Origin of the sequence: Streptomyces sp. MAR4 CNX-425 (assembly GCF_048656465.1) — a bacterium.
In the GTDB taxonomy this organism is placed as follows: Bacteria; Actinomycetota; Actinomycetes; order Streptomycetales; family Streptomycetaceae; genus Streptomyces.
Genome location: NZ_JBMDLF010000008.1, coordinates 346,867 through 372,456 on the forward strand (window position 1 = coordinate 346,867; position 25,590 = coordinate 372,456).

Genomic DNA, 25,590 nt, shown 5'->3' on the forward strand with positions numbered 1-25,590 from the left:
GGCAGCCCCCCGTCCCGCCTTCTGCCGCGGTCGTCCCCTCCGGGGGCCGCTACGGCTTGCGCGCCACCGCCGCGTACTGGGACACCTCCGCGTCCAGCGCCGTCGCGCCGGAGTCGGCGCCGGCATCCCGGTCCGGCCGCCAGCGGTGCGGGGCGACGAGCCCCGGGGCGACCGGCTCCAGCCCGGCGAAGAACGGCTCTATCGCCGCCTTCGGGCGCGCGGTCAGCGGGATGCCCTGCCCGTGGTAGATCTCCATGACCCGCCCGATGTGCTCGGGCGCGAAGTCGACGGTGCCGTGCGACAGCGCCAGATAGCTGCCCGGGGCCAGCGGCTTGAGCAGCGCCTCCATGATCTCGTGGGGGGCGTCCCGGTCCGGGATGAAGTGGAAGAGCGCGTTGCAGGAGAGCGCGACCGGCCGGTCGAGGTCGAGCGTGCTCCGCAGCTCGGCGGCCTCCAGGATGGTGTGCGGCGCGGTGACGTCGGCGTGCAGGTACGCGGTGCGGCCCTGCGGCGTGCTCGTCATCAGCGCCTCGGCGTAGCGCAGCACGAGCGGGTCGTTGTCGGTGTAGACGACCCGCGCGGCCGGGTTGGCGTCCTGCGCGACCTGGTGCAGGTTGGGTTCGGTGGGTATGCCGGTGCCGATGTCGAGGAACTGGTCGATGCCCGCCTCGGCGGCCAGCCAGTGCGTCGCGCGGCGCATGAAGGCGCGGTTGACGCGGGCGGCGGTACGGGCCTGCGGCCAGACGGAGAGCACCTGCCGGGCGGCGGCGTGGTCCACCTCGTAGTTGTCGTGCCCGCCGAGGATGTAGTCGTAGATACGGGCGGGGTGGGCCCGGGTCCGGTCGACGTGCGGCGGGCCGGGGGTCTCGTCGGTCACGGGTTCGGTCCGTTTCGGTCGGGCCGGGCGGTGGCGGAGGCGGCGTACGGGGTCGCGTCCCGCGGGGTGGTGCGAGCGATCACGGGCTTCGCCCGCCGGTGCCGGGTTCGCGATGGTCTTCTTCGTGGGTGCGGCACGCGAGGTGGCCCGGTCGGGTACCGGTGATGCCGCGGCCGGAGCACTCGGCGTGACCTGCTCGTTCCGGTCCGCTGATCGGCTGTACCACCCGGCGGGACGCCATGCGTACGGGACGACCGCGGCCGGCGGCCGGGGTGCGGGCTCAGGAGAGCAGGAAGTCCGCGTCGCCGTTCTTGATGCCCGCGATGAACGCCCGCATCTCGGCGGCCGTGTAGATCAGCGCGGGGCCGTCGGCGGCGGTGGACTGGCGCAGCGCCACCCGGCCGTCGGGCAGCCGCTTCACCTCGACGCAGGCGTCGCCGTTGGGGCCGCTCCACGGCTTGTCCCAGCCGTCGGGGCCGAGGTCGCGGGCGGGCATGCCGTTGTACACCTGGTCGCCGGCCGGGGCGGTGGTGCCGCGGCCGTCGTCGTGCGTGCCGTGCATGTGCGTCATCCTGATACTTCCTTCCGGATGTTGGCGAGGATGTTCTCGGTCTGATGTGCCGGCGGGGCCTGGGTGGATATGCGGTTGAGGGCTTCGAGGCACTGGGAGACCAGCGCGGTGTCCTCCACGTAGGCGGGGCCGGTCATGCTCTCGCTGTAGCCGAAGTCGCCCAGCTCGGCGGCCGGGAAGCGCAGCAGGTGCAGCGGGCCGTACATGGCCGGGTGCGGGCCGGTGTCGAACGGGAGCACCTGGAGGGTGACGTTCGGCATCCGGGCGGCCGCCATCAGCCGGTCCAGCTGCGCCCGCATCGTCCGCGGCCCGCCCACGGTGCGCCGCAGCGCCGCCTCGTCGACGATGGCCCAGAGCCGCAGCGGCTTCGGCTCGCGCAGGAGCAGCCCCTGCCGCTCCAGGCGCAGCGCCACCCGGCGTTCGCGCTCCGCGGCGGCCAGCGGCAGGTGGCCGGCGGACAGCAGCGCGCGGGCGTAGTCCTCGGTCTGCAACAGGCCGGGCACGCAGTGCGGTTCGTACGCGCGGACGAGGCTGGCGGCCGACTCCAGGCTCACGTACAGGCTGAACCGTTCCGGCAGGACGTCGCGGAACCGGTGCCACCAGCCGGGCCTGTTGGCCTCCTCGACGAGGTCGAGGAAGTCCCCGATGTCCGGCTCCGGCAGCCCGTAGGTGCGCAGCAGCTTCTCCACGGAGGCGTACTTCAGGCCGACCTCGGCCTTCTCCATGCGCCGCACGCTGGTCGCGTTCACGCGCAGCGCCCGCGCGGCCTGCTCGGGGGTGAAGCCGGCGCCCTCGCGGAGGTTCTGGAGGCGGCGGCCCAGCACGATCTGGCCCGCCGTGGGGGCCGGCTGGCCGGATATCGCCGTGGGGGCCGCATCGCCGCCCGCTCGCGCCATGCGCTGCACCTCCGGAGCCGACTCGGGGTGTCGTGGGGGAGTTCGCCGGTGCGCAGTGTGTCACGCCGGGGGACCGCTCGCAGCGATATGCATTCCCGGGTGTGCAGTCTGCAAAACGACGCTTGCGATCTGTGGGCGGCGCACGCATAGTTGGCGCGTGACGCCGTTCACACGGCCGTCCGCCACCCGCGCCCGAGGCTCCGGGGCGGCCGGACGCCGTGGCCCCCTCGACGGACGTACGGAAGGCACCCGGCCCATGGCCTCCTCATCCCACAGCGCGCCCGGCGCCGCGGCCCGCCTCGCCCTCGCGCCGTCCGGCGAGAGCTTCGAACTCCCGGCCCGCCCCGCCTCGGTGGCCGAGGCGCGCGCGTACGTCAGACGGCTGACCGGCCGCTGGCGGCTGTGCGACGACGTGTGCGGCGCGGCGCAGGTGGTGATCTCCGAGCTGGTGACCAACGCCGTCCTGCACGCCGGCGGCGGCCGGATTGTCTGCCGGCTGGCGCCGCGGCCGTACGGGGTCCGGCTGGAGGTGCGGGACCAGGGCGGGTCGTACGGGGTGCCGATCCGCACCGTCGCCGGGCCGGAGGACGAGTGCGGGCGGGGGCTGAGCCTGGTGGCCGCGCTCAGCGAGGCGTGGGGGACGGAGCCGTCGGGGGCGGGGTTCGCGGTGTGGGCGACGATCGGGGCGCCCGCCCCGGCGTGAGGGCGCGCGGGCGCCCCGGGGCCCGCGCCGCGGCCGCCCCGGCCGGGGCCCGGCGCCGCACGCCGGGGGCGCGCCGCGCGGCCCGGCGGCCGCCGGGGCTCAGGGCGTACGGCCGATGAACGCCAGCAGGCGGGTCTGCGCGTCGGCGCTCTCCGGGACCTCGACGCGCGGCCCGTAGTGGCCGCTTCCGCGCAGCACCTCGTCCATCGGCAGCATCCCCTCCAGCAGCGCGGCGCACTTGTCCGCGTCGAGGCGCTCGTCCTGGCCGGTGGCCCGCGCCAGGTCCCAGGTGTGCATGAAGACGTCGGCGGTGTAGAAGCGGTCGACGGCCCGGTCCAGCGGGACCTCGCCGATCTGCGGGTGCGACAGCTTCTTCCCCGCCGTGGCCGGGTCGTCCAGGAGCGCCTGCACGGCGTCGCTGTGGACCTGCCAGGCGGCCACCGGGTCGTCGTCCACCGAGGGGCCCGCCGGCAGCTCGATGCCGGTGCCGGTCTTCAGGAAGCCCGGGAACCAGTCGGTCAGGTGCCGCACGACGTCGCGGGCGACCCAGCCCTCGCACGGCGCCGGGCTGTCCCAGGCGCCCGCGGGGACGCCGCGGACGCGCGCGGTGAAGTCACCGGCGACCTTCCGGTGCTCGTCCGCCGCGGACGGGCCCGCGCCGCCGCGGTCGAGCAGCTCGTCCAGCCGCTCGTACCCCTCGCGGATGCCGGTCTCGGCGCCGCTGGAGATCATCGCGTCGCGGGACTCGACGGAGTCGAGCAGGGAGGTGGCGGTCAGCCGGGTGCGGCCGCCGAGGTCCTCGAAGACGGCCGTCTCCAGGCTGACGCTGTCGGGCATGCCCTCGTAGGTGAAGGTCTGGACGATGCGCTCGTGGGGGCGCACCTCGTGGAAGACGCCGTGGAAGCCGTACTCGTTGCCCTCGTCGTCGGTGTGGACGTACCGGTACGAGCCGTCGGTGCGGGCGTCGTACCGCTCGATCCTCATGGTCAGCGCGCGTGGGCCGAGCCACTGGACGACCAGGTCGGGGTCGGTGTGCGCGCGGAACACGCGCGCGGGCGGGGCCTCGAACTCCCGGGTGATCACGATGGTGGGAAGCGTGGGGTCGACGGTGATCCCGGTCTCGTTGCGGTGGCCGGCGGGTGTGGTGCTCATCGGAGACTCCTTGCGTGGAAACCCCCGGCATCAGCCGGGGGAGGAACCGCATCCCGTGCCCGGAGCCGGGCAGCGGCGCAGCACGCTCCGCTGACCGCCCAACGCGCTCCGCTCACACGGGATCTGATAGAATGTGAGGCGTGCCGCAGCAGGTCAAGCGGGCTTTCAAGTACCGCTTTTACCCCACGGACGTGCAGGCAGCGGAGCTGTCGCGCACGTTCGGCTGCGTCCGCCTCGTGTACAACAAGGCGCTGGAAGAGCGCACCCGCGCCTGGTACGGGGAGCAGCGCCGCATCTCCTACGTGCAGTCGTCGGCCGCGCTGACGCAGTGGAAGCAGACCGAGGAACTCGCCTTCCTGTCGCAGGTGCCCTCCGTCCCGCTCCAGCAGGCACTCAGGCATCTTCAGACGGCCTTCGGGAACTTCTTCGCCAAGAGGGCCAAGTACCCCCGGTACAAGTCCCGGAAGAAGTCCCGCGCGTCGGCCGAGTACACCCGCAGCGCCTTCAAGTGGCGCGACGGCAAGCTGACGCTCGCAAAGATGGCAGAGCCCCTGAACGTCCGGTGGTCGCGTCCCCTGCCCGAAGGCGTAGAACCGACCACGGCGACCGTGTCCCGTGATGCGGCAGGCCGCTGGTTCGTGTCCCTGCTGTGCCAGGACACCATCACCCCGGCCCCTGATACCACGAACGCGGTCGGTCTGGACGCCGGCATCACCTCCCTGGTGACCCTGTCCACCGGCGAGAAGATCGCCAATCCCCGGCACGAGCGCCGTGACCGCGCCCGCCTGGCCCACGCGCAGCGTGAGCTGTCGCGCAAGACCAAGGGCTCGGCGAATCGGGAGAAGACCCGGCGCAAGGCCGCCCGCTTGCACGCGCGGATCGCCGACCGGCGCCGCGACTTCCTGCACAAGCTGTCGACTCGTCTCGTCCGTGAGAACCAAACGGTCGTGATCGAGGACCTCACCGTCCGCAACCTGCTGAAGAACCACTCGCTCGCGCGGGCGATCTCGGATGCGTCGTGGACGGAACTGCGCGCCATGCTGGAGTACAAGTGTGCCTGGTACAGGCGCGAACTCGTCGTGATCGACCGCTGGTTCCCCAGCTCGAAGCTGTGCGGAACTTGCGGCACGGTCGCGCAGAAGCTGCCGCTGAACCTCCGCGAGTGGACGTGCCGCTGCGGCACCGTGCATGACCGCGACGTGAACGCGGCACGCAACATTCTGGCCGCCGGGCTGGCGGCGTCTGCCTGTGGAGATGGTATAAGACCTCAACGGGAGTCCTCCCGGACGGGGCAGTCGTCGGTGAAGCAGGAAACCCAGCGGGCGACCGCTGGAACTCCCCGCCCCTAGGTGGGGAGGAAGTCAAGATGCTTCTTCTTCCTTCGTCGTCCGGGTTTCCGCCACCGGCTCCCCGTCCTGGGCGGCCATCCGCTCCAGGACGGCGTCCAGACGGCGGAAACGGTCCTCCGCCGCCCGCCGGTAGCGCTCGATCCACTTCGTCATGAGGTCGAAGACCTCGGCTTCCAGATGGCAGGGCCGCCGCTGGGCGTCCCGGCTGCGGCTGACCAGCCCGGCGTCCTCAAGGACCCGGATGTGCTTGGACACGGCCTGCACGCTGACGTCGTACGGCTCGGCCAGCTCGTTGACCGTGGCGTCGCCGGAGGCGAGGCGGGCGACGATGTCGCGCCGGGTCGGGTCCGCCAGCGCGGAGAACACCAGCGACAGCCGTTCGTCGGGTTCGGGCACCGTGGCCACCTGTCTCTTCAACTGTTCGGTTGAATAAACCGTAAGGCAGGCCCCGGGCGTGGTCAACCGGTCGGTTGAACAGCCTGGTGGATCAGGTCCGGGGCGGGACGCCGCAGCTCGCGCCGGAGCGGGCCGGGAGGAGGGGGAAGCGCAGCCGGTAGCGGTGGCGGGAGACCAGGCGGTAGACGGCCGCGGCGGGGCGGCGCACCGGCCGGGCGGCGAGGGCGCGGCCGAGGAGCCGGCCGGCGCGGTTGCCGCTGCGGAGGGTGCCGGCGATGGCCAGAGCGCCGCCGGGGTACGGGGCCGCGGCGGCGGACCCGGACCCGGCCGCCGCCCGGCCGCCGGCCGCCCGCGCGGGTCCGCTCTTCTCCACCGGCTCCGCCCCGACCAGCACCACCTCGCGCAGCAGCCGCTCCTCCGGCACCCCGTACGCCGCCACGTCCACCGACTGCCACGGCACGATCCGCACCCGGGGCGCGAACCACCGGCGCCCGAAGTCGGCCCACCCGGTGCAGAAGCCGCAGTCACCGTCGTACAGCAGCTGCATCTCGCGCCTCCTCGGTCCCGTACCCGTCCTCGTTCCTCCCCTCCAGCATGTGATGGTGGGGCAGCCCGGGCAAAACCGCCGGCGCCCCGGCCGGCAGCGCCAGCCCGGCGCGGGCGAACAGCGCGCGGTACTCGCCGAGGGTGCGCTCCCGCCCGGCCGTCAGCACCATCATCTCCACGTCGCTCAGCGCCAGCGCCACGTCCGCCTCCCCGCGCGTCCCGCCACCGCCCCCGTCCCCGCTCCCGCCCCCGGCCTCCGGCAGCACCGGCGCGGGCACCAGCACCCGCCCGCCCGGCCGCAGCGCCGCCCGGCAGGCGCGGAGCAGGCGCACGCAGTCGTCGTCGCCGAAGTTGTGCAGGATGTTCTTCAGCAGGCAGGCGTCGGCCGGGCCGCCGGCGCCCGCCGGCACCGCGGCGAAGAAGTCGCCCTCCACCAGCGCGCACCGGTCCGCCACCCCCGCCGCCCGCAGCACCCGCGGCGCGGCGGCGAGGGCCGCGGGGCGCTCCAGCAGGGTGCCGCGCATCCGCGGGTACGCGCGCAGCAGCGCGGCCAGCAGCGTCCCGTCGCCGCCGCCGACGTCCACGAGGTGACCGACGCCGCCGAAGTCGAAGCCCGACACCACCGGTGCGGTCTGCGCCGCGGTCACCGTGCCCATCGCCTCCGTGAACCGCCCCGCCAGCGGCCGGTCCGCCTCCAGCGCCGCGAAGAGGCCGGTGCCGTGGGCGTGCTGGAAGGCGGAGCCGCCTTCGCGCACCGCGTCCTCCAGCGCGCCGTACGCCCCCCACACGGCCGGCTCGCCGTACAGCTCCGCCAGCCGGCGCAGCCGCGGGTCGTCCCGGAACAGCTCGCCGAGCAGGGTGAGTTCGTACCGCCCGCCGGGCCGTACGGTCAGCAGGCCGAGCGCCGCCGCGGCGCGCAGCAGGCGGCGCAGGGAGGGCTCGTGGGTGCCGGTGGCACGGGCCAGACGGCCGGCGGGGAGCGCGGTGCCGGCGAGGGCGTCGGGGATGCCGAGGCGAACGAAGGCGGCGGTGACCCGGGAGAGCGCGAAGCCGTAGACGAGGGCGCCGGTGGCGGCGCGCAGGGCGGCGTCCTCGTCGGCGCCGCCGCGGTCTCCCGCCGGCGCCCCCTCCCGCGCCGGTGTCCCCTCCTGCTCCCGCGTACGCTCCCCGCCCCCGTCGTGCGTCGGCTCGCTCATGCTCCGGCCCTCCCGCTCGGCGTCCTCGTGCCCCGGAACGTAGGACCGGCGCCCGCGCCCGCGCATCCGCCGTTCACCGGAGGGCCCACCGCACACGAGCGGGCCACGGGGGATTGACAGCCGCCGGACCCGCGCGCCACGCCCCTGCCCGTAAACCGGACCCCGGCGCCGCGTCAATCCGCAGAACACCTCCCCACCCGCCGCCGAGACGGTGCATCGGCCGGATGCCGGGCCCCGCCGCCGGACCTAGCTTCGGAACCTCCCGACGAAAGGAGTGGTCATGACACCGACCATGCAGCCCCCCACGACGGAGGACTCCCGCATCGCCGTCTGGGCGCAGCGGAACGCGGCCGAGCACGACGAGCACTTCGCCGCCCCGGCCGACCGGGTCGTCCCGGTGCTCTTCACCCCGCTGATCGCGCTGACGGTCGCCGGGGCGGTCGGCTGCGCGCTCGGCCCGGCCACGGCCTTCGCCACCGCGTTCGGCTACCACGACGGCACCTCGCCCGACGCCCCCGACGGCGCCGCGGTCCGCGGCCGTTCGGTCGACCAGCTGACCGGCGGCCACCCGGGCATGGTCTGACGGCCGGCCCGCACCCCCGCCGCCGTACGGCCTGACGTCCGGCACCGCCCGCACCCCGGCACCGCCCGGCGTCCGGCCGGCCGCGGCGCTCCCGGGCGGACGGCACCCGCCGCCGCCCGGGAGCGCACCGCCGCACCGCCCGAAGGGAGACCCGCCCCGTGACACCCCCCGATGCCCCACCCGCCCCCGCCCCCGCCCCGGTCGCCGCCGCCCGCCTCCTCGCCGGCCGGCTCTGCGGCGGCCGCGACGACATCGACACCGTCTTCCGCAAGCTGGAGCTGATGACCTCCGTCGGCGCCACCATCGGCGCCGTCGAACAGCTCGCCACCGCCGACACCCTCGCCGACGACGGCCTGTTCTCCTGGCCCGTGATGCGGCTGCGCGCCCCGCTGTGGTGGCGCCGCGCCGGCGAGGAGCGGCTGGCGAAGGTCTTCGGCTACCCCGGCGTCGTCGGCCTGGTGCAGACCCGCGCGCTCACCGGCCTCGGCCTGCTGCTGCCCGGCGCCACCCGCGCGCAGCGCGGCGTGCTCGCGGCCACGATGTGCGGCACCGCGCACGGCCTGCACACCCGCATGGGCGGCTTCGGCCTCGACGGCTCGGACCACCTGACGTTCGTCAACTACGCGGTGTCCGCCGCCGAGAAGGCGTTCGGGCACGACCCGCGGGCCCGCGAGACGCTGGTGCGCTTCCTCGCCGCGCAGGTCTGCATGGCGTACTTCACCTCGGGCGCGGCCAAGCTGATCTCCCCGGTGTGGCGCGACGGCACGGCGATCCCGGAGATCTTCCGCACGAGTACCTTCGGCGACCCGCTCTTCTTCCGCGCCGTACGCGACCGGCCGTGGCTGGCGAAGTCGGTGGCGTGGGCGACGATCCTGGGCGAGATGGCGTTCCCGCTGGTGCTGGTCGCCCCGCGGCCGGTGGCGCGCGGGATCCTGGCCGCGGGTACGGGCTTCCACCTCGGCAACGCCCGCTTCATGGGCCTCAACCGGTTCGTGTGGTCGTACTGCTCCACCTACCCGGCGCTCGCCCACGTCTCCCGCTCCCTCGGCCCCCGCGCCCGCCCCGGCGCCCCCCGCACCACCGCCCCGTACGCCGCCGCCCGCCGCCTCCTCCGCACCGCCGCCACCCCCCGCGGCGCCGCCGCCGTCACCGTCGGCGCCGGGCTCGCGCTGCTGGCCGGCGCCGCGGCGCGGCGGGCCGACCGGGTACGCGACGCCCGGCTGCGCCGCGACGCGCCCGGCCGCCTCCTCACCGTCGCCGGCCGCACCGTCCACGCGCTGCCCCGCAACCCCGGCGCCGACGGCCCCGCCGTCGTCTTCGAGAACGGCCTCGCCGCCCCCGCAACCCAGTGGGGCTGGGTGCAGCGCGGCCTCGACCCGCGGACGCCCAGCACCGCGTACGACCGCCCCGGCATCGGCTGGAGCGACGCCGCCGACCGCCCGCAGGGCCCGGACGAGGCCGCCGACGTCCTCGCCGGGACCCTGCGCACGCTCGGGATCGAGCCGCCGTACGTCCTCGTCGGCCACTCCGTCGGCGGCCTGCTGATCCGCACCTTCGCCCGCCGCCACCCCGAACTCACCGGCGCCCTGGTGTTCGTGGACGCCACCCACCCCGAGCAGTTCGTCCGCTCCCCGCGGCAGCGCGAGGCGCTGCCCTGGATCCGGCAGCGCATGACGACGACCGGCCTCCAGGCGGCGTTCGGCCTGCTGCGCTACTCCGGCCGCCCGCAGCAGATGAGCGGGCTGCCGGGGCCGCTGGGCGAGGCGACGGCGCGGATCGTGCGCCGGCCGCGGCTGTGGCGTACGGCGCGCGAGGAGCTGGCCGAGTCGCAGCGCACCTGGGGCCCCGACGCGCGGCTGCCGCTGCCGGCGACCGACACCCCGGTCGCGGTGGTCACGGCGGGCGAGACGGTGCGCAGCGATCCGCTGCACGCCGAGCTCCAGCGGGAGCTGGCGCTGCTGTCGACGGTCTCCCGGCACGACCTCGTCGAGGAGGCGGGGCATGAGTCGCTGGTGCTGGACGAGGCGCACGCCGCGCACGTCGTACGGGCCGTGGAGTGGGCGCGTACGCGCGCGGCGGCGGGCCCGGCCCGTGCCGTACCCGCCGAGCCCGCCCCCGAAGGAGCCCAAGGAGACCGCACATGACCACCACCGGCACCGCACTCCCGCACACCGCCGCCCGCTACGGGCTCTACGGCGTCCTCGCCTCCTGGCTGGGGCTCACCGTGGCCAAGCAGTTCCGCAGGACCCCGCGGTTCCTCACCCGCATCGATCCGATCAACACGGCGATCCCCGTCACCACGTTCTTCGCCCCCAACCCCGGCCGCTCCGACATCCACGTCCTGAAGCGCGAGCGGCTCGCGGACGGCGGCACCACCCCGTGGTCCGAGGCGCCGATGCTGGAGCGGCGCACGCTCCGGCACATGATCTGGCACCCCGGGCGGCGGGTGGAGAAGCTGCTGCCCGACACGGTCTCGGAGCTGACCCAGCTCGCGCTGGACGAGAAGCGCATCGAGGTGCTGCAACTGACCATCCCCTACCTGGCGCTGCTCACCTTCGTCACGCACCACTGCCCGCACCCGCCGGGCGCCCGGCGGGTCCAGTTCCTCGTGGTGTCGTCCGGCGGCTTCGACGAGGAGGAGGAGCCGCGCACGCTGTTCGCGTCCGACTTCCACGAGCTGCCGCCGAGCCGCCGGACGTGACGGGCCGTACCTGACGGGCCGTACGTGACGGCCCCGCCGTGACCGCCGCCGCGCCCCGGCGCGCCGTGCCGCCCTCAGGCGCGGTGCGCCGGGTGGGCGATCAGCGACTGCCGCAGGGCGGCGATCACGGCCTGGGTACGGTTCCCGGCGCCCAGCTTGCGCAGGATGTGCCCCACGTGCGTGGACACCGTCGCCGGGCTGATGCACAGCGAGCGGGCGATGGCCCCGTTGGACATGCCCGCCGACATCAGGCTCAGCACCCGCTGCTCCCGCTCGGTCAGCACGTCCACGCTCACCGGCAGCGGCCCGCTGAGCACGTCGCTCAGCCGCCGCGACACCCGGCGCAGCAGCCGCGGCGAGACGAACAGGTCCCGGGAGGCCGCCGCGTACAGGGCGGCCGCCGTGTCGAACACCGAGTCGTCCGGCAGCATCACGGCCGACGCCCCCAACGCCAGCGCCTGCGACACCTGGCTCTCCTCGCCCCCGCAGACGACGGCCAGCGGCCGCGGCCGCCCCACAGCCCCCGCCCCGGCGCCGGCCCCTGCCCCGGCGCCGCCGTCCTCTGCCCCGTACTCGGCCGTCCCCCGCGGCGGCACCAGCCGCCGGAACTCGCGTACGGACTCCGCGGTGGCCGCGGCCGGCCGCGCCAGCCAGACGTCCACCCGCCCGGCCTCCGGGCGCGAGACGGCGTCCGCCACCGCGGCGCCGCTGAGCACGATGTCGATGTGGAACTTGTCGAGTGCGAGCCCGAGCACGTGCGACAGGTGCCGGCGGTCAGGCGTCACGATCCCTACGGAAAGCACGCGAACTCACCTCACTGATACGGATCTGGTCGCGCAGAAAAACCCGACTGGTCAGTTCGCAAGCTACCGCCGTACCGGCCGGTGACCGGCGCGTGGAACGCGGCGGATCGTGCCCGGTTCGGCCCGTTTCCGCGGCGGCCGCCCCCGCCCTGAACGGGCGCGACGGCGCGCCCCGGCCGGTCCGACGGGCCCGCTTGTGGCGAAAACCGCCCTGTATCGTGGCCGACTTCCGCCCCACGCGCGCCTGTCCACGGGCTGAAGTTCAGCGCGGCCGGGCACCGGGGAGGCGCCGGCCCTCGACCACCGGCTGCCGCAGGCCCGCCGTCAGTGCGCGATGCCGTCGATCAGCTCGCGCGCGCCCTGCCGCAGCAGCGCCAGCGCCACCGACGTGCCGAGGTCCGGCGGGGTGAGCCGCCCGGCGGACTCGCGGGCGTCGAGCACGGTCTTGCCGTCCGGGGTGAACACCCGGCCGCGCAGCCACAGTTCGTCGGGCGCGGCGGTGGCGAAGCCGGCGATCGGGCTGTTGCAGTGGCCCTGGAGCACGTGCAGGAACATCCGCTCCGCCATCGCCTCCCGGTACGTCTCCGGGTGGTTGAGGTCGCTGACGACGTCGATGGTCGCGGTGTCGTCCTCGCGGCACTGCAACGCCAGGATCCCGGCGCCCAGCGGCGGGCACATCGTCTCCACCGGCAGCACCTCGGTGATCACGTCGGCCCGGCCGATGCGCTCCAGCCCGGCCACCGCCAGCAGCAGCGCGTCGACCTCCCCGGCGTACAGCTTCGCCAGCCGGCGGTTGGCGTTGCCGCGGAACGGCACGCACTCCAGATGCGGGTACGCGGCGGACAGCTGCGCGATCCGGCGCACGGAGGAGGTGCCGATCCGGGTGCCCGCGGGCAGGTCGTCCAGGCCGAGCCCGCCGGGGTGGACCAGCGCGTCGCGGATGTCGTCCCGGCGCAGGAACGCGGCGAACGTCGTCCCGGCCGGCAGCGGCCGGTCCGCGGGCACGTCCTTGACGCAGTGCACCGCGAGGTCCGCCGCCCCGGTCACCAGCGCGGCGTCGACCTCCTTGGTGAACGCGCCCTTGCCGTCGACCTGCGACAGGTCGCCCAGCCACCGGTCGCCGGTGGTCTTCACCGGCACGACCTCGGTGCGGATGCCGGGGTGCAGCGCGGCCAGCTCGGCGCGGACGCGCTCGACCTGGGCGAGAGCCATGGGGGAGTCGCGCGAGACGATGCGGATGTGCTCGGGCACGGACATGGCGTACACGATAGTCCGTCAGAAACGGCCCCCGCGGCCGGGCGCCGGCGGTCCCGGCCGACGGTCAGTTCAGGCCGGGGGCGGGTGCGGGGTGCGGGCTGCGGGCGTGGTGGTCCACGATCGCCGCGCTGATGGACTCGCTGGTCGCGATGAAGTCCTCGACCTGCTGTTCGCTCAGCCCGGACGTCGAAGCGTCCTCAAGGGTCGACCACATCTGCTCAAGCCGGTCGCGCATGGCCCGTCCCGCCTCGGTGAGGTACACGCGCATCGCCCGCCGGTCCTCGCTGGACTTCTCCCGCACGACCAGCCCCGCGTCCTGCATCCGCTTGAGCGACTTGGAGACGGTGGAGTGGTCCAGGCCCACGGCGGCGAGCAGCTCGGACTGGCTCTGCCCGTCGCGGTCCAGCAACTGCATCAGCAGATGCTCCTGACCCGGGTACAGGCCGAGGTCGCGCAGCAGCTTGGCCGCGTAGGCGCGGTGGGTGCGCGCCAGGGAGAAGATCGCATAGCTGAGGCGGCCGGTGCGCTCCGGCCACCCGGCCCCGGCGCTCTCGCCCCGCTCGGCGGACTCCATGGGACCTCCCGGACCTGTCGGACAGTTACGTGGCTGGCAACGGGAATGAGCATAGCGCGACGTCCGGCCTCTCTCCCCCATTTGCGTGGCCGACCACATATCTGTACTGTCGAAGTTACGTGGCCGACCACATATCGGTCGGACGCCTCCCGGCACCACGACAGCCATCACCACCACACCCGGGGAGAAGCCCATGTCCCTCAACCTGTTCACCCCCGAGGACTCCGCCGTCCTGCTCATCGACCACCAGGTCGGCACGATGAGCTGGATCCGCTCGGCGCCCTTCGCCGACGTCAAGGCCAACGCCCTGGCCCTGGCCAAGGCGGCCAGGGCACTCGACATCCCCCTGGTCCTGACCACCTCGCTGGAAGACCACGCGCAGGGCCCGCTGCTTGAGGAGTTCCAGCAGGTCGCCCCGGCGGAGTTCGCCGACCGGATCCAGCGCGTCGGTGTCGTCAACGCCATGGACGACCCGAACTTCGCCGACGCCGTGCGAGCCACCGGCCGGCAGAACCTGATCATCGCCGGGGTCACCAACGACGTGTGCACCGTCTACCCGACGCTCACCGCACTCGACCGGGGCCACCGCGTCCAGGTGGTCGCCGACGCCGGCGGCTCGATGAGCACGCTCGCCGACGAGGTCGCCAGGCAGCGGATGGCGAACGCCGGCGCCGGCATCACCTCGACCAACATGATCCTCACCGAGCTGGCCCGCCACTGGGCCACCCCTGCCGGCGAGAAGCTCATCCCGATCGTCGGCGAGCTGATCCCGACCTGACGCCCCGGTCCGACATCCCGGTCCGACCTGCCCCCTTCTCCTTCGAGGAGTACCCATGTCCATGAGCTACGTCGCGCAGCCCGACCAGCAGCAGACCCTTGAGTGGCTGGACGGCGGGACCTTCTCCGTCCTGCTGGACGGCCAGGCGACCGACGGCGCACTCACGGTCGGCCGGTTCCGGGTGAACAAGGGCGAGGCGCCACCCTTCCACCTGCACACCCGGGAAGACGAGATCTTCCTGCTCATCAGCGGCACCGCCCTGCTCTGGGCCGGTGACGAGGAACTGGAGCTGAACGAGGGCGGCATCGTCTACCTGCCACGGAACCTGCCGCACGGCTACCGCATCACCTCCGACACCGCGGACCTGCTGATGATCGCCACCCCCAGCGGCATCGAGGGCATGTTCCGCAGCGCCGGACGCGACATCACCACACCCCGACCCGACGGTTTCGAGATCACCCCGGACGCGCTGGCCGCCGCGGCGGACAGCCACGGCCAGCTCGTCCTCGGCCCACCGCGCTGACGCCCCGCACACGGCGGCGCCGTACGTCGCACGCGAAAGTGGGCGGGGCCGCCGCCCGTGAGCCGGTGCGCTCCCGGGCGGCGGCCGTGCTGTGCGGTGCCTGGTCGGCCGGCGGTCAGCGGTGCCGGACGCCGGGGACGGTGAACGACGGCGGGCCCGCGGGGAGGTCCACCGTGTACCGGTCGAGGTAGCTGTCCAGGTACGGCGAGCGCGCGCCGCCGGTCGGCACGTCGTCGGCGGGGCCGTCCAGGGCCAGGTGCAGCGTGGCGCCGCGGACCCGGATCGTCTCGCCGGACGGGGTGTCCCGCCACGAGCCGGTCTGGATGGTGCCGATCTCCACGGCGAGCACGTGCCCGGCCGCCAGCCGCCAGTCGGTCGCCTTCAGGTCGACGGTGAACCGCCCCCGCTTCAGCAGCGAGACCTGCTCGTCGAACATCACGGCGGTGCCGTCGGGGGCGACGTCGTACATCTTGATCATGACGTTCCCCGCGCCCCCGGCGTTCAGCGAGACCCGCGGGGTGCCGGTGACGCGCACGTCCTGCCGCAGCGGCTCGGACCACACGAAGAAGCTCGACGTGACCTCGCCGGCCCGCTGCGCCCGGGCGGCCTCCGCCGCCAGCCCGTTCGGCGCGGCCGGCTCGGCCGCGGGTGCGTTCTCCATGTCCCACTTCCCCGGCGGCTGCGCGGGCTTGCCGGGGGCCGCGCGCCCGGAGGCGGTGAGGTCGGCGCGGGCCGCGGCGCCGCCGTCGTCGACGTACGAGCCGCCGCCCAGCCGGATGCCCGCGCGCCGCTCGACGACCGGCCAGGTGCGCTGCGCGCGCCAGTCGCCGGTGTTGTCCTCCATGGCGTACCTCGGGTAACGGACGTCCGGCCGCTCGCCCTTCAGGTACTCGTCGAAGAACGCGAGCGTCTCGTCGTACCAGCCCTCGCGCCCCATCGCCAGCCGGCCGTCCGGCACCCGGTCGCCGCCGCGGACGTGGTCCCACTGGCCGAGCCAGCCGCGCTCGGGGCCGCGGTGGCCCAGCAGGTACTCCTCCATCTCCTCCGGCTTGGTGTTGGGCTCGATGAAGCCCTGCGTGACGAAGAGGGGCGTGTCGCTGCCCTTGGCCAGCCGCGCCAGGTCGCGCGCCTTCCAGTGCTCGCTGCGCTGGTCGGAGATCCGGTAGCCGGCGGCGTTCTCCGTCAGGCACTCCGGGTGGGTCTCCTCCCAGCGGGCGTTGGCCCGGTAGCGGGGGTCGTCGTCGGCCATCGGGGGGAGGGTGGCGATGGAGTTGTACGCGTTGGCCGTGCCGGTCACGTTGGGGCGGGGGACGCCGTTGGAGTAGATGTACTGGTACATGTCCCACACCGGCTCCTGCGACACGACGGCCTTCAGCGCCCGCTGGTCCAGGTTGTTGCCGATCAGCCCGGTCACGCCGTCGTACGACTTGCCGTACATCCCCACCGCGCCCGTCGACCACGGCCGGCTCGCGGCCCAGTCGATCGCGGCCTCGACGTCGGCCTGCTCGCCGGGCCCGGCCCAGTCCAGGCAGCCCGTCGAGCCGCCGAAGCCGCGCAGGTCGACCATGACGAAGGCGTAGCCCTCGGCGAAGACGTCGGCGCCCTCGATGAAGTCCAGGAAGCGCGAGGAGGGCCCGGCGTGCGACCAGCCCTCGTCGCCGGTGGCGCCGGCGTGCGCGAAGTACGGCCCGACGGACAGGATGACGGGCACCTCCTCGCCCCGCTCCAGCCCCTCGGGCAGCAGCACGTCGGCGTGCAGTTCGGTGCCGGAGTCGTCGGCGGAGGGGAAGTAGTGCTGCGTCCACCGCGCGCCCTCGGGGACGCGGTCGTTCTCCTCGTGGGTGACGGGGTCGGTGGCGGTGGCGGTACGGGCCTTCGGGGCGGTCGCGTCGGGCGCCGCGGTGGCGGGGCCGGCGAGCGCGCCGGTGGCCGCGAGGACGGCGGCGAGTGCGGAGGCGGCCCAGGCGGCCGCGTGGCGTCTCTTCAAGGCAACTCCCGGGGTGACGTGACGGAGTTGTGGGGGGCGGCGGACGGCCGCGTACCCGGAGGAGCGCAGGTGACCGGCGCGGCCGGGCCGACGCGTGGAGCGTATGATCACATCGCGTACACGTCAACGAGCCGGTAGGGCCCGGGCGTTGCCCGCGCCGCCGGGCGGGCCCGCGGTGACCAGGGACCCGCCCGGCCGTCACGCCGCCACCGTCACCCCCATCCCCCTCCCGTCACGCCGCCACCCGCGCCCCCGCGGGCCGGTCCGCGGCCGGCGCCTCCGCCCGCTTCCGCCGCCGGCCGGCGAGCAGGGGGCCGGCCGCCACCAGCGACAGCCCGGCGACCGTCCACGTCAGCAGCACCGCCAGCGGGCCCGCGGCGCCGTTGCCGTCGAAGTAGGCGACCGAGCGGACCAGCGAGCCGCCCGCGCCCGGGGGCAGCAGCTGCCCGATCGCGCCCACCGGCTCCGGCAGCATCTCCGGGGCCGAGGTGACGCCGGAGAACGGGTTGCCCAGGAGCATCACCACCAGGCTGCCCAGCCCCATCCCGGCCCGGCCGAGCACCGCGGCCAGGCCCGCGACCCCCGCGGCGCCGGCGAGGACGGTCAGGCCGAGGGCGCCGGCCTCCGTCCACCAGCCGCCGGCCAGGGCGCCGAGCCAGCTGTCCGCGACCGCGGCGGCGACCAGGCCGATCGCCGCGGCCCCGCCCAGCAGCACCGGCACCGCGCGGCCGCCGCGCAGGCCGAGCAGCGTGGCCGCGCCGCCGAGCGCGAGGCCCGCCAGCGCCAGCGGCAGGACGCTGGAGTTGAGGGCGGAGCCGCGGGGGTCGGCCGCGGGCAGCGGCACCACGTCCTTCGTCGGTACGGGGCGCGCGGTCGCCCCGGCGCCGCCGGCGGCCTGCTCGCCGACCGCCTCGGTGAGCAGCCGGGCGACGCTCGGGCCGGCGGCGGAGGCGATCAGCAGCTCGGGCCCGTCGGGGGTGGCGACGACGGCGCCGTAGATCTCGCGCTCCTCGATCGCGGTGCGGGCGGCGGCCGCGTCCGGGTACGTGTGCACCGCGAAGGCGTCGCCGCGCTCGGCCAGCTGCGCCGTGACCGGCGCGGTGGCCTGGGCCGGTCCGGCGACGCCGAGGGGCAGGTCGCGGGGGGCGAGCCGGGCGCTGGGCCAGACGAAGGCCCAGAGGGCGAGGGCGATCAGCGCCGGGACCAGGACGACGACCGCGAGCGCGCTGCGGGTGGAGGACATCGGAAGCCTCGATCGTAAAGAGAAGGATCGTTCGTTTTACGAGACTCACCATGCGCGCGGCCGCCGCGGCTTGTCAAGAAGGAACGTTCGTTTTACGGTGGCGGCATGGCTCGCGTATCCCAGGCCCACCTGGACGCCCGGCGCCGGCAGATCCTCGACGGCGCGCGGCGCTGCTTCACGCGCAACGGCTTCCACGCCACGTCCATGCAGGACGTCTTCAAGGAGACCGGGCTGTCCTCCGGCGCCGTCTACCGCTACTTCCGCGGCAAGAACGAGCTGATCAGGGCCGTCGCCGAGGAGGCGTTCGACCGGATGCGGCTGGCCTTCGAGTCCGCCGGCCGGGAGGCTCCGCTGCGCCCGCTCGACGAGGTGATCGACGGCGTCCTGACCCGCGCGCTCGAAGAGCAGGCGCGCCGCGCGGGGACCGACCGGCCGGGCGCGTTCGCCGAGCTGATCCTCCAGGTGTGGAGCGAGACCCTGCGGGACGAGAGCCTGGCCGCGACGCTCCACGCCCTGTACGACCGGATGCGCGTCATGTGGGTCGTCGTCGTACGCACCTACCAGGACGCCGGCCACCTGCGCGCGGACGTCCCGGCCGACCACGTCGTACGCGTTCTGATGGCCCTGATCCAGGGGTTCATCGTGCAGCGGGCGGTGTTCAAGGACGTCGGCGGCGAACTGAGCAGCGGCCTGCGCGCGCTGCTCTCACCCGAGGCGGACCCCCACTACCGCGGCTGAGCGCGGCAGCGGGGGCCCGGGGCGGCCGGTTCAGCCGCAGAAGACCTCGTCCAGCAGGGCGTCCACGGAGTCGTCCAGGTCCGCCCGGTGGTCCGGCGTGACCGCGAGCGTGACCCGGCGGCTCAGGTCCGCGGTCGTGTACGACCAGGTCTGGTACGCCAGGGCGTCGCCGTCGTTGCCGTACACCGTCTTCCCGCACGCGGTCTCCTTCCAGGCCAGCCCCAGCCCGTACCGCCCGTCCGCGGACGACGCCGTCCGCATCTCCGTCAGCAGCCGGTCCGGCAGCAGCCGCCCGCCGAGCAGCGCGGCGAAGAACCGGTCGAGGTCGCGGGCCGTGGAGATCAGCTCGCCGCCCGCGCCGAACATCGACGGGTTCATCTCGGTGACGTCCACGAGCCGGGTGCCGCCGCCGTCCCGCTCGATCGGCACGTAGCCGTGCGGGTGCGGCCCGCGGATGCGCGGGTCCGTCCCGGGCAGCGAGGTGCCGTGCAGCCGCAGCGGCCGGATGATCCGGCGCTCGATCTCGTCGGCGTACGAGTGGCCGGTGGCCGCCTCGACGATCTGGCCGAGGAGGACGTAGCCGGTGTTGGAGTACGCGTACGCCGAGCCCGGCGGCGTCGAGGTCGGCGGGTGGGCGACGGCGCGGCGCACCAGCTCGGCGGGGGTCCAGGTGCGCCACCGCTCGTCGAGGAACGCCGGGTCGGGCGGCAGCACGGTCAGGGTGCGCTTGTAGTCGTAGAGCCCGCTGGTGTGGCCCAGCAGGTGCCGCAGGGTGATGCGGCGGCCGTCCGGGACGGCGCCCGGCAGCCACGTGTCGACCGGGTCGTCCAGCCGCAGCGTGCCGTCGTCGACGAGTTGCAGGACGGTGGTGGCGAGGAACGTCTTCATGACGCTGCCCGCCCGGAACCGCCCGTGCGCCGGGACCTTCCGCGGCGTACCGGCCTCGGCGACGCCGCCGGTGCCGCGCCACCCGCGCCGGCCGTCGTGCACCTCCGCGACGACGCCCACCGCCCCCTCGGCCACGAGCCCGTCCAGCCGCTCCTGGAGCCGCCCGGGCCCCTCGGCCCCGCCGTGGCCGTCCCGCCCCGCCCCCGGTGCGGCGCCGGCCGCCCCGGCGACCACCGCCAGCGCCGTCGCCGCCGTCACCAGCACCCGCTGTACCCGCTTCACCCGTGCTCCCACGCTGTCGCCGTTTCCGTACGTGGGAAGCCTGCCGCCCGCGGCGGGGCGGCGGCGATGGTGCTGGTCGCCGTAACGGCCCGGGGGTTTCCCCCACCCCGGGGCGCCGTCCGCCGTGCGGGCGCGGGGAGTTGAACAGCGGCGTGGTCCTTCCGGTCCTCACCTCACCTCCGTCGCCCCGCGGCGCCCGGCGTCCGGCGCCGGGTGCCGCGGGGCAGGAGCGTCCGGTCCTACTCCTTCGCCTTTCTGCCGAAGCGCACGGTCATTCCCATGGCGAGCAGCCCCAGCAGGGCGATGGCGCCGCCGACGAAGCAGTTGCTCCAGATGGCGCCGTCGGGTGCGGTGTTCGCGGTGGTGACCACCCAGGGGGAGACCACCAGCCAGGCCCCGAGGGGCACGGCCAGCCAGGCCAGGCCGGACGTCCGCTCGGGCGCGAGGGACAGCCCGAGGCCGACCAGGCCGACGGTGATGCCGACGATGAGATTGCTGACGGCTAGGTTGGTGTTCCCCGTGAAGTGCACGACCCAGGCCGAAATCGCGGCGTACAAGCCGGCGAGCAGGATCAGTCCTTCGAGGGCAACCACACCACCCCCGGCCGCCGTGCGATCGAATCGCTCCCGCATCTCGCCCACGTCGGGGTGCGAGGTCATGTCGGTGGTGTGTTGCGGATACGACATGGTTGCTGCCTCCTCTCCAAGAAGAGTCGCATGCATCCCCTTATCACACGATACGCCCGTTTGGGTGACCGGTGGGTAGGCGCCGCCGCGCGGGTCAGCCCGCGGTCCGCAGCCGCACGTGGACGTCGTACGCGTCGGGGGAGGCGGGCGCGCCCTGCGGGTCGGTCACCCCGGCGACGTCGAGGCCGGCGACGGCGGCCAGGGTCTCGAAGCCGTCGCGGGTGTACCAGTGCAGCACCCACGGGCGTTCGGTGACGCTGCTGCCCGAGGAGTGGAGGCGCTCGTACCGCAGCAGCGTCGTCTGGGTGCGGGTGTGCTCGTCGCGGTTCTCGGCGACGACCCGGACCCGCAGCTCGGCGCCGTCGGGGGCGGTGGCCGTACGGGCGCGGCCGACGTCCTCGGCGGGGGTGGGCGCGGGCAGGTGCAGCGGGACGAGGGCGGTGCCGCCCTCGGTGAGGTGGGCGCGGATGGCGCGCAGGGCGGCCAGCGCGGTGGCGTCGTCGGGCAGCAGGTTGAACGTCGGGCCGGTGAGGAAGGCCGCCGCGTACCGCCGGGGCAGGTCCAGCGCCTCCATGCGCTGATGGAACACGGCCACGTGCAGCCCCTCCTCGGCGGCGCGCCGCCGCAGCCGGTCCAGCATGTCCGGGGAGGAGTCGACGCCGTCCACGTCCAGCCCCCGGCGGCGCAGTTCGAGCAGCGGCTCGCCGTCGCCGCAGCCCAGCTCCAGCGCCGGGGAACCGGCCTCCTCGACGAAGGCGGCGTACGGCTCCGGGTCCTGGGTGACGGACTTCAGCGGCCCGTACAGTTCGGCGACGATTCCGGTGTAGAAGTCTGCTGGGTCCATGTTCGCCACCCTATGCCGCGGCGGCCCGGCCGCTGTTCCGCGCGCAGGGCGTATATCCGGCGGCGCCGGTGCGGGGGCGGCAGCGGGGGTTCCACACGGTGCGGAACAGCGCGCGGACCGGCGGCGGAAGCGCCGCCGGCACCTCGCGCCGGTGGCCCTCCGGTACGCCGTCGAGCAGCCACGGCAGGAACGCCCCCGCGCCGCCGGTCCCCGACCAGCGCCGACCCGCCGGCGCTGGTCGGCGCCGAACGCGGCCCACTGCGCCGGGGTCGGCAACTCGGCGATCAGCGGCAGGCAGTTTCGGGCATCGTGTTCCGTAGACGGGTGCCGCCCCCCGGCGCACGTGCCGCCTGCCGGGGCGTGCGAGGCTCCCGGGCTGTTCCCGGGGGGGAGTTGCCGCGGGCCGGAGCGAGGGGCAACTCCCGCGCGCCCGCCGGGCGCCGGGCGGCGGCGAACTCGCCGTCGTGCTCCCCGCCGAAGAGGCGCGGCGGATCCGGACGCGCCACGGCGGTGGCGCGGGCGGCCCGCCGCGGGTCCACGCCACCCGAATTCAGGGCCGTGCGGGCCCGATGGCCCGCGATTCGCCGCGTCGGCAGGGGGTCGCCGGGCCTCGTCGGTGTCATCCTGGTATGGCTACCTTTGGCAGATTTCATGCGGAGGGGTCCATGGGCAGGGCAGACACCACCCGGCACGTACGCGAGGACCCGGCGGAGGCCCCCGGCCTCTTCGCGGAGCTGCGGGGACGCGAGTTCGGCTATCTGGACGAGGGCGGGCACACCTACCTCGACCACACCGGCGCCGGACTCCCGCCCCGCTCCCTCGTCGCGGGGAGCGCCCGGCGGGTCACCGGCGGGCTGTTCGGCAACCCGCACTCCGAGAACCCCGCCTCCCGCGCCTCCGGCGAGCTGCTCGCCGAGGCCCGCGCGGCGGTGCTGCGGCACTTCAACGCCGACCCCGCCGAGTACGCCGTGATCTTCACGCCCAACGCCACGGGCGCGCTGCGGCTGGTCGGCGAGGCGTACCCGCTCGGGCGGGGGAGCAGGCTCGTCATGCCGCTCGACAACCACAACTCGGTCAACGGCCTGCGCGAGTACGCGCGGGCGCGCGGCGCGGCCGTCGAGTACGTCCCGCTGCGCGCCCCGGACCTGGGCATCGACGAGGACCGGATGCGCGCCGCCCTGGCGGTACGGGCCCGGTGGCCCGGCGGCGGGGCGGGGCGGCGGGGGCTGCTGGCGTATCCGGCGCAGAGCAACTTCACCGGCGTGCAGCACCCGCTGGAGTGGATCGCGACCGCCCAGCGGCTCGGCTACGACGTCGTCCTCGACGCGGCGGCCTACGTACCGGCGAACGGCCTGGACCTCGGCCGCCACCACCCGGACTTCACCGTCGTCAGCTGGTACAAGGTCTTCGGCCACCCCACCGGCGTCGGCGCCCTCGTCGCCCGCCGGGCGGCGCTGGCGCGGCTGCGCCGGCCGTGGTTCGCCGGCGGCACCATCTACGCGGTCAGCGCGCAGGCGCAGTGGCACGTCCTCGCCGACGACGAGGCCGCGTTCGAGGACGGCACGGTCAACTTCCTCGCCATACCGGACGTCACCGCCGGGCTCGCCTGGATCGGGCGCATCGGCATGGACCGGGTCCACGACCACGTCGCCGCGCTGACCGGGCGGCTGCTCGCGGGGCTGCGGGAGCTGCGGCACGGCGACGGCTCGCCGCTGGTGCGGGTGTACGGGCCGGACGGGTCGGCGGCGCCGGGCCGTACGGGCACGCCGCGCGGCGGCACCGTCGCGCTGAATGTGCTCGACGCCGCCGGCCGGGTCGTCGACGAGCGCGTCATCATCCGCGACAGCGCCGCGGCCGGCATCTCCCTGCGCACCGGCTGCTTCTGCAACCCGGGCGCCGGCGAGGCGGCCTTCGGCCTGCCGCCGCGCCTGCTGCGGCGGGCGGCCCGGCGGCGGCTCGGCTCGCTGGAGGAGTACCTGGAGCTGCTGGGCCTGCCGTCGGCGGGCGCGGTGCGCGTCTCGCTGGGGGTGGCGTCGCAGCCCGTCGATGTAGAAACGTTTCTGTCGTTCGTGGCGCGGACGTACCGGGACCGGGTGCCCGACGTGGCCGGGCTCGCGCCGCGGCAGGGCTGCTGACCCGCGGGCGGCGCCCGGCACCCGCGGCCGGGGGCCCGGCCGCCGGGCCCGGAGCTAGCGGCCCTGGCGGCTGCGCACCGCGCCGTCCCGGCACTTGCGCACCAGCACCCACCAGGTCAGCGCCAGGAACAGCATCGCGAAGCCCGCCAGGATCGCCCACCCCCGCGCCGCCGGGTGCCCGAAGGAGTCCCCGTACGACTCCAGCAGCGGCGGCCCCAGCGGCGAGCCGCCCGTACGCCACAGCGACGCGAGCCCCACCCCGCTGCCCAGCGCCTCGAACGCCCAGCGGTTGGTCATCGCCCAGCTGAGCGCCTCGCCGCCCAGGGTCATCCGCGGCACCGGTACGAACGCCCCCGAGAACAGCACCTGCGGAAAGCACAGCAGCGGCAGCATCAGCGTCGCCTGCCCCGGCTCCGACACCGCCGCCGACGCGAGCAGCCCGAGCGCGAGCGCGGCGGCGGAGGCCAGCACGCACGACACGAACAGCGAGGCGTACGTGCCCCAGCCGGCTGGGGGCAGCCGGTCCAGCGCGCGGAGCACGGCCAGCAGCAGCGCGTCGGCCAGGGCGAGCACCGGGAGCACGGTGGTGAGCTTCGAGGCGACGTACGGGCCGATCCGCAGCCCGGCGAGCCATTCGCGGCGCAGCACGGCCAACTCGGTGCAGATCTGGAGCAGGCCGTAGGTCAGCCCGAAGAAGAAGGCGCCGAAGGCGATCCAGAACATGATCATCGCGCTGGACCCGGGATCCGGCGACGCGGGGTCGAACGCGCCGGCGCGGAAGAGCACGGCGAACATCGCCACGATCATGACCGGGGAGCCGGCGAGGACGGCGACGGAGAGCCGGTTGTGGAGCATCAGGGCGGTGCCGCGGCGGGTGAGCAGGGCCCACTGGCGCAGGGCGCCGACGCGGGCCGCCCGCCCGGCGGGGACAGCGGCGGCGGGCGGAGCGGGCGGGGTGGCGGAGGCGGGCGGGGGCGTCGGGGCCGCGGCCGGCGACGGCGCGTCGGCCTGCTCCGGGATCTCGCCCCCGGCGCCGTCCCCGGGCTCCGCCCCCGCCGCCCGGGCGCCGCCGGCCACCGCCTCGTACACCTCCTCCGCCGTCCGCACCCCGAACGCCGCGCACAGGCCCCCCGGGTCTCCCGCGTACGCCGCCTCACCCGCCGCGGACAGGAAGACCACCTGGTCGCAGCGCGGCAGGTCGGCGAGGACGTGCGTGGTCAGCACCACGGTGGTGCCGTCGTCGGCCAGCCGGCGCAGGGTGCGCATCAGCTCCGCGCCCGTGGCCGGGTCGAGCCCGGACGTCGGCTCGTCGAGGAACAGCACCCGGGGCCGGGTGAGCAGCTCCACCGCGATGCTTGCCCGCTTGCGCTCGCCCCCGCTCAGCGCCCGCACCGGGGTGTCGCGCCGCGAGGTGAGCCCGAGGGTGGCGAGCACCCCGTCGACGGTCGCGGCGACCGCCCCGGCCGGCAGGCCCGGCGGCATCCGCAGACCGGCCGCGTACACGAGCGTGCGGTGCAGCGGCAGCTCGCGGTGGATGATGTCGTCCTGCGGCACGAACCCGAACTCCGGCCCCGGCGGCCCGGGCGGCGCGCCGTCGTGCAGCACCTCGCCCTCGCTCGGCGCCGTCAGCCCCGCCAGCGTCTGCAGCAGCACCGTCTTGCCGGCGCCGCTGCTCCCGGCGATCACGGTGAGGGCGCCGGGCGCGACGTCCAGCGACACCTCGCGCAGCACCCGCCCCGCGCCGCGTACGTCCCGGCTCACCCGCCGCGCCCGCAGGCGCAGCCCGGCGGCCGGCGGAGCGGGGACACCCGGGAAGACCCCGGTGGAGACACCCGGGCGCGGGGGCGGCGTCGACATGAGTGCAGCATGCCAAAGGAACCGC

25 protein-coding genes are annotated in these 25,590 nt (G+C 75.1%); 9 read left to right on the forward strand and 16 right to left on the reverse strand.

Annotated features, from left to right (window positions below; translation table 11 throughout):
* Positions 1–49: 49 nt before the first annotated feature.
* The 3 genes from ACHZ99_RS23415 to ACHZ99_RS23425 all read right to left on the reverse strand — a co-directional run bounded on the left by ACHZ99_RS23415 (position 50) and on the right by ACHZ99_RS23425 (position 2,344).
* On the reverse strand, positions 50–877 hold the full coding sequence (locus ACHZ99_RS23415; protein WP_420306668.1) for an SAM-dependent methyltransferase: 828 nt from the start codon (positions 875–877) through the stop codon (positions 50–52).
* Positions 878–1,157: 280 nt separating this feature from the next.
* Positions 1,158–1,439 (reverse strand): DUF397 domain-containing protein, encoded by a 282-nt coding sequence (locus ACHZ99_RS23420; RefSeq protein ID WP_420306730.1) that lies wholly within the window; start codon positions 1,437–1,439, stop codon positions 1,158–1,160.
* Positions 1,440–1,444: 5 nt separating this feature from the next.
* On the reverse strand, positions 1,445–2,344 hold the full coding sequence (locus ACHZ99_RS23425) for a helix-turn-helix domain-containing protein (protein WP_420306669.1): 900 nt from the start codon (positions 2,342–2,344) through the stop codon (positions 1,445–1,447).
* Positions 2,345–2,600: 256 nt separating this feature from the next.
* On the opposite strand from ACHZ99_RS23425, the gene ACHZ99_RS23430 reads away from it, so the two are divergent.
* On the forward strand, positions 2,601–3,047 hold the full coding sequence (locus ACHZ99_RS23430) for an ATP-binding protein (RefSeq protein WP_420306671.1): 447 nt from the start codon (positions 2,601–2,603) through the stop codon (positions 3,045–3,047).
* A 99-nt stretch (positions 3,048–3,146) separates the two neighbouring features.
* Here the strand turns inward: ACHZ99_RS23430 and ACHZ99_RS23435 are convergent, their stop codons facing one another.
* Positions 3,147–4,199, reverse strand: a complete 1,053-nt coding sequence (locus ACHZ99_RS23435; RefSeq protein WP_420306672.1) for a TIGR03086 family metal-binding protein — start codon at positions 4,197–4,199, stop codon at positions 3,147–3,149.
* Positions 4,200–4,339: 140 nt separating this feature from the next.
* On the opposite strand from ACHZ99_RS23435, the gene ACHZ99_RS23440 reads away from it, so the two are divergent.
* Positions 4,340–5,548 (forward strand): RNA-guided endonuclease InsQ/TnpB family protein, encoded by a 1,209-nt coding sequence (locus ACHZ99_RS23440; protein ID WP_420306673.1) that lies wholly within the window; start codon positions 4,340–4,342, stop codon positions 5,546–5,548.
* Between the two features lie 12 nt (positions 5,549–5,560).
* Here ACHZ99_RS23440 and ACHZ99_RS23445 read toward each other — a convergent pair whose 3' ends face one another.
* The 3 genes from ACHZ99_RS23445 to ACHZ99_RS23455 form a co-directional block, all read right to left on the reverse strand.
* Positions 5,561–5,944, reverse strand: coding sequence for an ArsR/SmtB family transcription factor (locus tag ACHZ99_RS23445; RefSeq protein WP_420306674.1), 384 nt, complete (start codon positions 5,942–5,944; stop codon positions 5,561–5,563).
* A gap of 91 nt (positions 5,945–6,035) precedes the next feature.
* The gene (locus ACHZ99_RS23450) at positions 6,036–6,491 is read right to left on the reverse strand and encodes a thiol-disulfide oxidoreductase DCC family protein (RefSeq protein ID WP_420306675.1); all 456 of its coding nucleotides are present in this window, start codon (positions 6,489–6,491) and stop codon (positions 6,036–6,038) included.
* The gene (locus tag ACHZ99_RS23455) at positions 6,469–7,686 is read right to left on the reverse strand and encodes a methyltransferase (RefSeq protein ID WP_420306676.1); all 1,218 of its coding nucleotides are present in this window, start codon (positions 7,684–7,686) and stop codon (positions 6,469–6,471) included. Before ACHZ99_RS23455 ends, ACHZ99_RS23450 begins: the two co-directional genes overlap by 23 nt.
* A 280-nt stretch (positions 7,687–7,966) precedes the next feature.
* Here ACHZ99_RS23455 and ACHZ99_RS23460 point away from each other — a divergent pair, with 280 nt between their 5' ends.
* From ACHZ99_RS23460 to ACHZ99_RS23470, 3 genes are all read left to right on the forward strand, one after another.
* Entirely contained in the window at positions 7,967–8,269 is a 303-nt protein-coding gene (locus tag ACHZ99_RS23460; protein ID WP_420306677.1) for a hypothetical protein, read from the forward strand.
* 158 nt (positions 8,270–8,427) lie between these two features.
* Positions 8,428–10,413 carry an alpha/beta fold hydrolase gene (locus tag ACHZ99_RS23465; RefSeq protein WP_420306678.1) on the forward strand — a complete coding sequence of 662 codons (1,986 nt, stop codon included), beginning with the start codon at positions 8,428–8,430 and terminating at the stop codon, positions 10,411–10,413.
* Positions 10,410–10,970 carry a hypothetical protein gene (locus ACHZ99_RS23470; protein ID WP_420306679.1) on the forward strand — a complete coding sequence of 187 codons (561 nt, stop codon included), beginning with the start codon at positions 10,410–10,412 and terminating at the stop codon, positions 10,968–10,970. Before ACHZ99_RS23465 ends, ACHZ99_RS23470 begins: the two co-directional genes overlap by 4 nt.
* 74 nt (positions 10,971–11,044) lie before the next feature.
* Here the strand turns inward: ACHZ99_RS23470 and ACHZ99_RS23475 are convergent, their stop codons facing one another.
* The 3 genes from ACHZ99_RS23475 to ACHZ99_RS23485 all read right to left on the reverse strand — a co-directional run bounded on the left by ACHZ99_RS23475 (position 11,045) and on the right by ACHZ99_RS23485 (position 13,604).
* A complete protein-coding gene (locus tag ACHZ99_RS23475; protein WP_420306680.1) occupies positions 11,045–11,755 on the reverse strand; it encodes a response regulator transcription factor in 711 nt (236 codons plus the stop codon).
* A gap of 342 nt (positions 11,756–12,097) precedes the next feature.
* Positions 12,098–13,030, reverse strand: a complete 933-nt coding sequence (hemC, locus tag ACHZ99_RS23480) for a hydroxymethylbilane synthase (RefSeq protein WP_420306681.1) — start codon at positions 13,028–13,030, stop codon at positions 12,098–12,100.
* A gap of 64 nt (positions 13,031–13,094) precedes the next feature.
* Positions 13,095–13,604: a MarR family winged helix-turn-helix transcriptional regulator gene (locus ACHZ99_RS23485; RefSeq protein ID WP_420306682.1), complete on the reverse strand. Its 510-nt coding sequence runs from the start codon at positions 13,602–13,604 to the stop codon at positions 13,095–13,097.
* 193 nt (positions 13,605–13,797) lie between these two features.
* On the opposite strand from ACHZ99_RS23485, the gene ACHZ99_RS23490 reads away from it, so the two are divergent.
* Positions 13,798–14,382, forward strand: coding sequence for an isochorismatase family protein (locus ACHZ99_RS23490; protein WP_420306683.1), 585 nt, complete (start codon positions 13,798–13,800; stop codon positions 14,380–14,382).
* Positions 14,383–14,437: 55 nt separating this feature from the next.
* On the forward strand, positions 14,438–14,905 hold the full coding sequence (locus tag ACHZ99_RS23495; protein ID WP_420306684.1) for a cupin domain-containing protein: 468 nt from the start codon (positions 14,438–14,440) through the stop codon (positions 14,903–14,905).
* A gap of 115 nt (positions 14,906–15,020) precedes the next feature.
* Here ACHZ99_RS23495 and ACHZ99_RS23500 read toward each other — a convergent pair whose 3' ends face one another.
* A complete protein-coding gene (locus ACHZ99_RS23500; protein ID WP_420306685.1) occupies positions 15,021–16,892 on the reverse strand; it encodes a CocE/NonD family hydrolase in 1,872 nt (623 codons plus the stop codon).
* Positions 16,893–17,124: 232 nt separating this feature from the next.
* Positions 17,125–18,135, reverse strand: a complete 1,011-nt coding sequence (locus ACHZ99_RS23505; protein ID WP_420306686.1) for an ABC transporter permease — start codon at positions 18,133–18,135, stop codon at positions 17,125–17,127.
* A gap of 105 nt (positions 18,136–18,240) precedes the next feature.
* On the opposite strand from ACHZ99_RS23505, the gene ACHZ99_RS23510 reads away from it, so the two are divergent.
* A complete protein-coding gene (locus ACHZ99_RS23510; RefSeq protein ID WP_420306687.1) occupies positions 18,241–18,873 on the forward strand; it encodes a TetR/AcrR family transcriptional regulator in 633 nt (210 codons plus the stop codon).
* Between the two features lie 30 nt (positions 18,874–18,903).
* Here the strand turns inward: ACHZ99_RS23510 and ACHZ99_RS23515 are convergent, their stop codons facing one another.
* From ACHZ99_RS23515 to ACHZ99_RS23525, 3 genes are all read right to left on the reverse strand, one after another.
* Complete coding sequence (locus ACHZ99_RS23515) at positions 18,904–20,043, reverse strand: serine hydrolase domain-containing protein (RefSeq protein WP_420306688.1); 1,140 nt, start codon at positions 20,041–20,043, stop codon at positions 18,904–18,906.
* 239 nt (positions 20,044–20,282) lie between these two features.
* Complete coding sequence (locus tag ACHZ99_RS23520) at positions 20,283–20,729, reverse strand: SPW repeat protein (RefSeq protein WP_420306689.1); 447 nt, start codon at positions 20,727–20,729, stop codon at positions 20,283–20,285.
* Between the two features lie 94 nt (positions 20,730–20,823).
* Positions 20,824–21,573, reverse strand: coding sequence for a class I SAM-dependent methyltransferase (locus ACHZ99_RS23525; RefSeq protein WP_420306690.1), 750 nt, complete (start codon positions 21,571–21,573; stop codon positions 20,824–20,826).
* Between the two features lie 665 nt (positions 21,574–22,238).
* Here ACHZ99_RS23525 and ACHZ99_RS23530 point away from each other — a divergent pair.
* Complete coding sequence (locus tag ACHZ99_RS23530; RefSeq protein ID WP_420306691.1) at positions 22,239–23,708, forward strand: aminotransferase class V-fold PLP-dependent enzyme; 1,470 nt, start codon at positions 22,239–22,241, stop codon at positions 23,706–23,708.
* A gap of 54 nt (positions 23,709–23,762) precedes the next feature.
* Here the strand turns inward: ACHZ99_RS23530 and ACHZ99_RS23535 are convergent, their stop codons facing one another.
* Positions 23,763–25,565, reverse strand: a complete 1,803-nt coding sequence (locus ACHZ99_RS23535; protein ID WP_420306692.1) for an ATP-binding cassette domain-containing protein — start codon at positions 25,563–25,565, stop codon at positions 23,763–23,765.
* Positions 25,566–25,590 lie beyond the last annotated feature (25 nt).

What these genes read in the sequence shown, in the direction of transcription:
- ACHZ99_RS23505 (WP_420306686.1), bottom strand. Translation starts at nt 18,135, where the DNA reads ATGTCCTCCACCCGCAGCGCGCTCGCGGTCGTCGTCCTGGTCCCGGCG.
- ACHZ99_RS23525 (WP_420306690.1), bottom strand. Translation starts at nt 21,573, where the DNA reads ATGGACCCAGCAGACTTCTACACCGGAATCGTCGCCGAACTGTACGGG.
- ACHZ99_RS23485 (WP_420306682.1), bottom strand. Translation starts at nt 13,604, where the DNA reads ATGGAGTCCGCCGAGCGGGGCGAGAGCGCCGGGGCCGGGTGGCCGGAG.
- ACHZ99_RS23460 (WP_420306677.1), top strand. Translation starts at nt 7,967, where the DNA reads ATGACACCGACCATGCAGCCCCCCACGACGGAGGACTCCCGCATCGCC.
- ACHZ99_RS23470 (WP_420306679.1), top strand. Translation starts at nt 10,410, where the DNA reads ATGACCACCACCGGCACCGCACTCCCGCACACCGCCGCCCGCTACGGG.
- hemC (WP_420306681.1), bottom strand. Translation starts at nt 13,030, where the DNA reads ATGTCCGTGCCCGAGCACATCCGCATCGTCTCGCGCGACTCCCCCATG.
- ACHZ99_RS23530 (WP_420306691.1), top strand. Translation starts at nt 22,239, where the DNA reads ATGGGCAGGGCAGACACCACCCGGCACGTACGCGAGGACCCGGCGGAG.
- ACHZ99_RS23495 (WP_420306684.1), top strand. Translation starts at nt 14,438, where the DNA reads ATGTCCATGAGCTACGTCGCGCAGCCCGACCAGCAGCAGACCCTTGAG.
- ACHZ99_RS23425 (WP_420306669.1), bottom strand. Translation starts at nt 2,344, where the DNA reads ATGGCGCGAGCGGGCGGCGATGCGGCCCCCACGGCGATATCCGGCCAG.
- ACHZ99_RS23520 (WP_420306689.1), bottom strand. Translation starts at nt 20,729, where the DNA reads ATGTCGTATCCGCAACACACCACCGACATGACCTCGCACCCCGACGTG.
- ACHZ99_RS23435 (WP_420306672.1), bottom strand. Translation starts at nt 4,199, where the DNA reads ATGAGCACCACACCCGCCGGCCACCGCAACGAGACCGGGATCACCGTC.
- ACHZ99_RS23450 (WP_420306675.1), bottom strand. Translation starts at nt 6,491, where the DNA reads ATGCAGCTGCTGTACGACGGTGACTGCGGCTTCTGCACCGGGTGGGCC.
- ACHZ99_RS23535 (WP_420306692.1), bottom strand. Translation starts at nt 25,565, where the DNA reads ATGTCGACGCCGCCCCCGCGCCCGGGTGTCTCCACCGGGGTCTTCCCG.
- ACHZ99_RS23420 (WP_420306730.1), bottom strand. Translation starts at nt 1,439, where the DNA reads ATGCACGGCACGCACGACGACGGCCGCGGCACCACCGCCCCGGCCGGC.
- ACHZ99_RS23490 (WP_420306683.1), top strand. Translation starts at nt 13,798, where the DNA reads ATGTCCCTCAACCTGTTCACCCCCGAGGACTCCGCCGTCCTGCTCATC.
- ACHZ99_RS23430 (WP_420306671.1), top strand. Translation starts at nt 2,601, where the DNA reads ATGGCCTCCTCATCCCACAGCGCGCCCGGCGCCGCGGCCCGCCTCGCC.
- ACHZ99_RS23455 (WP_420306676.1), bottom strand. Translation starts at nt 7,686, where the DNA reads ATGAGCGAGCCGACGCACGACGGGGGCGGGGAGCGTACGCGGGAGCAG.
- ACHZ99_RS23510 (WP_420306687.1), top strand. Translation starts at nt 18,241, where the DNA reads ATGGCTCGCGTATCCCAGGCCCACCTGGACGCCCGGCGCCGGCAGATC.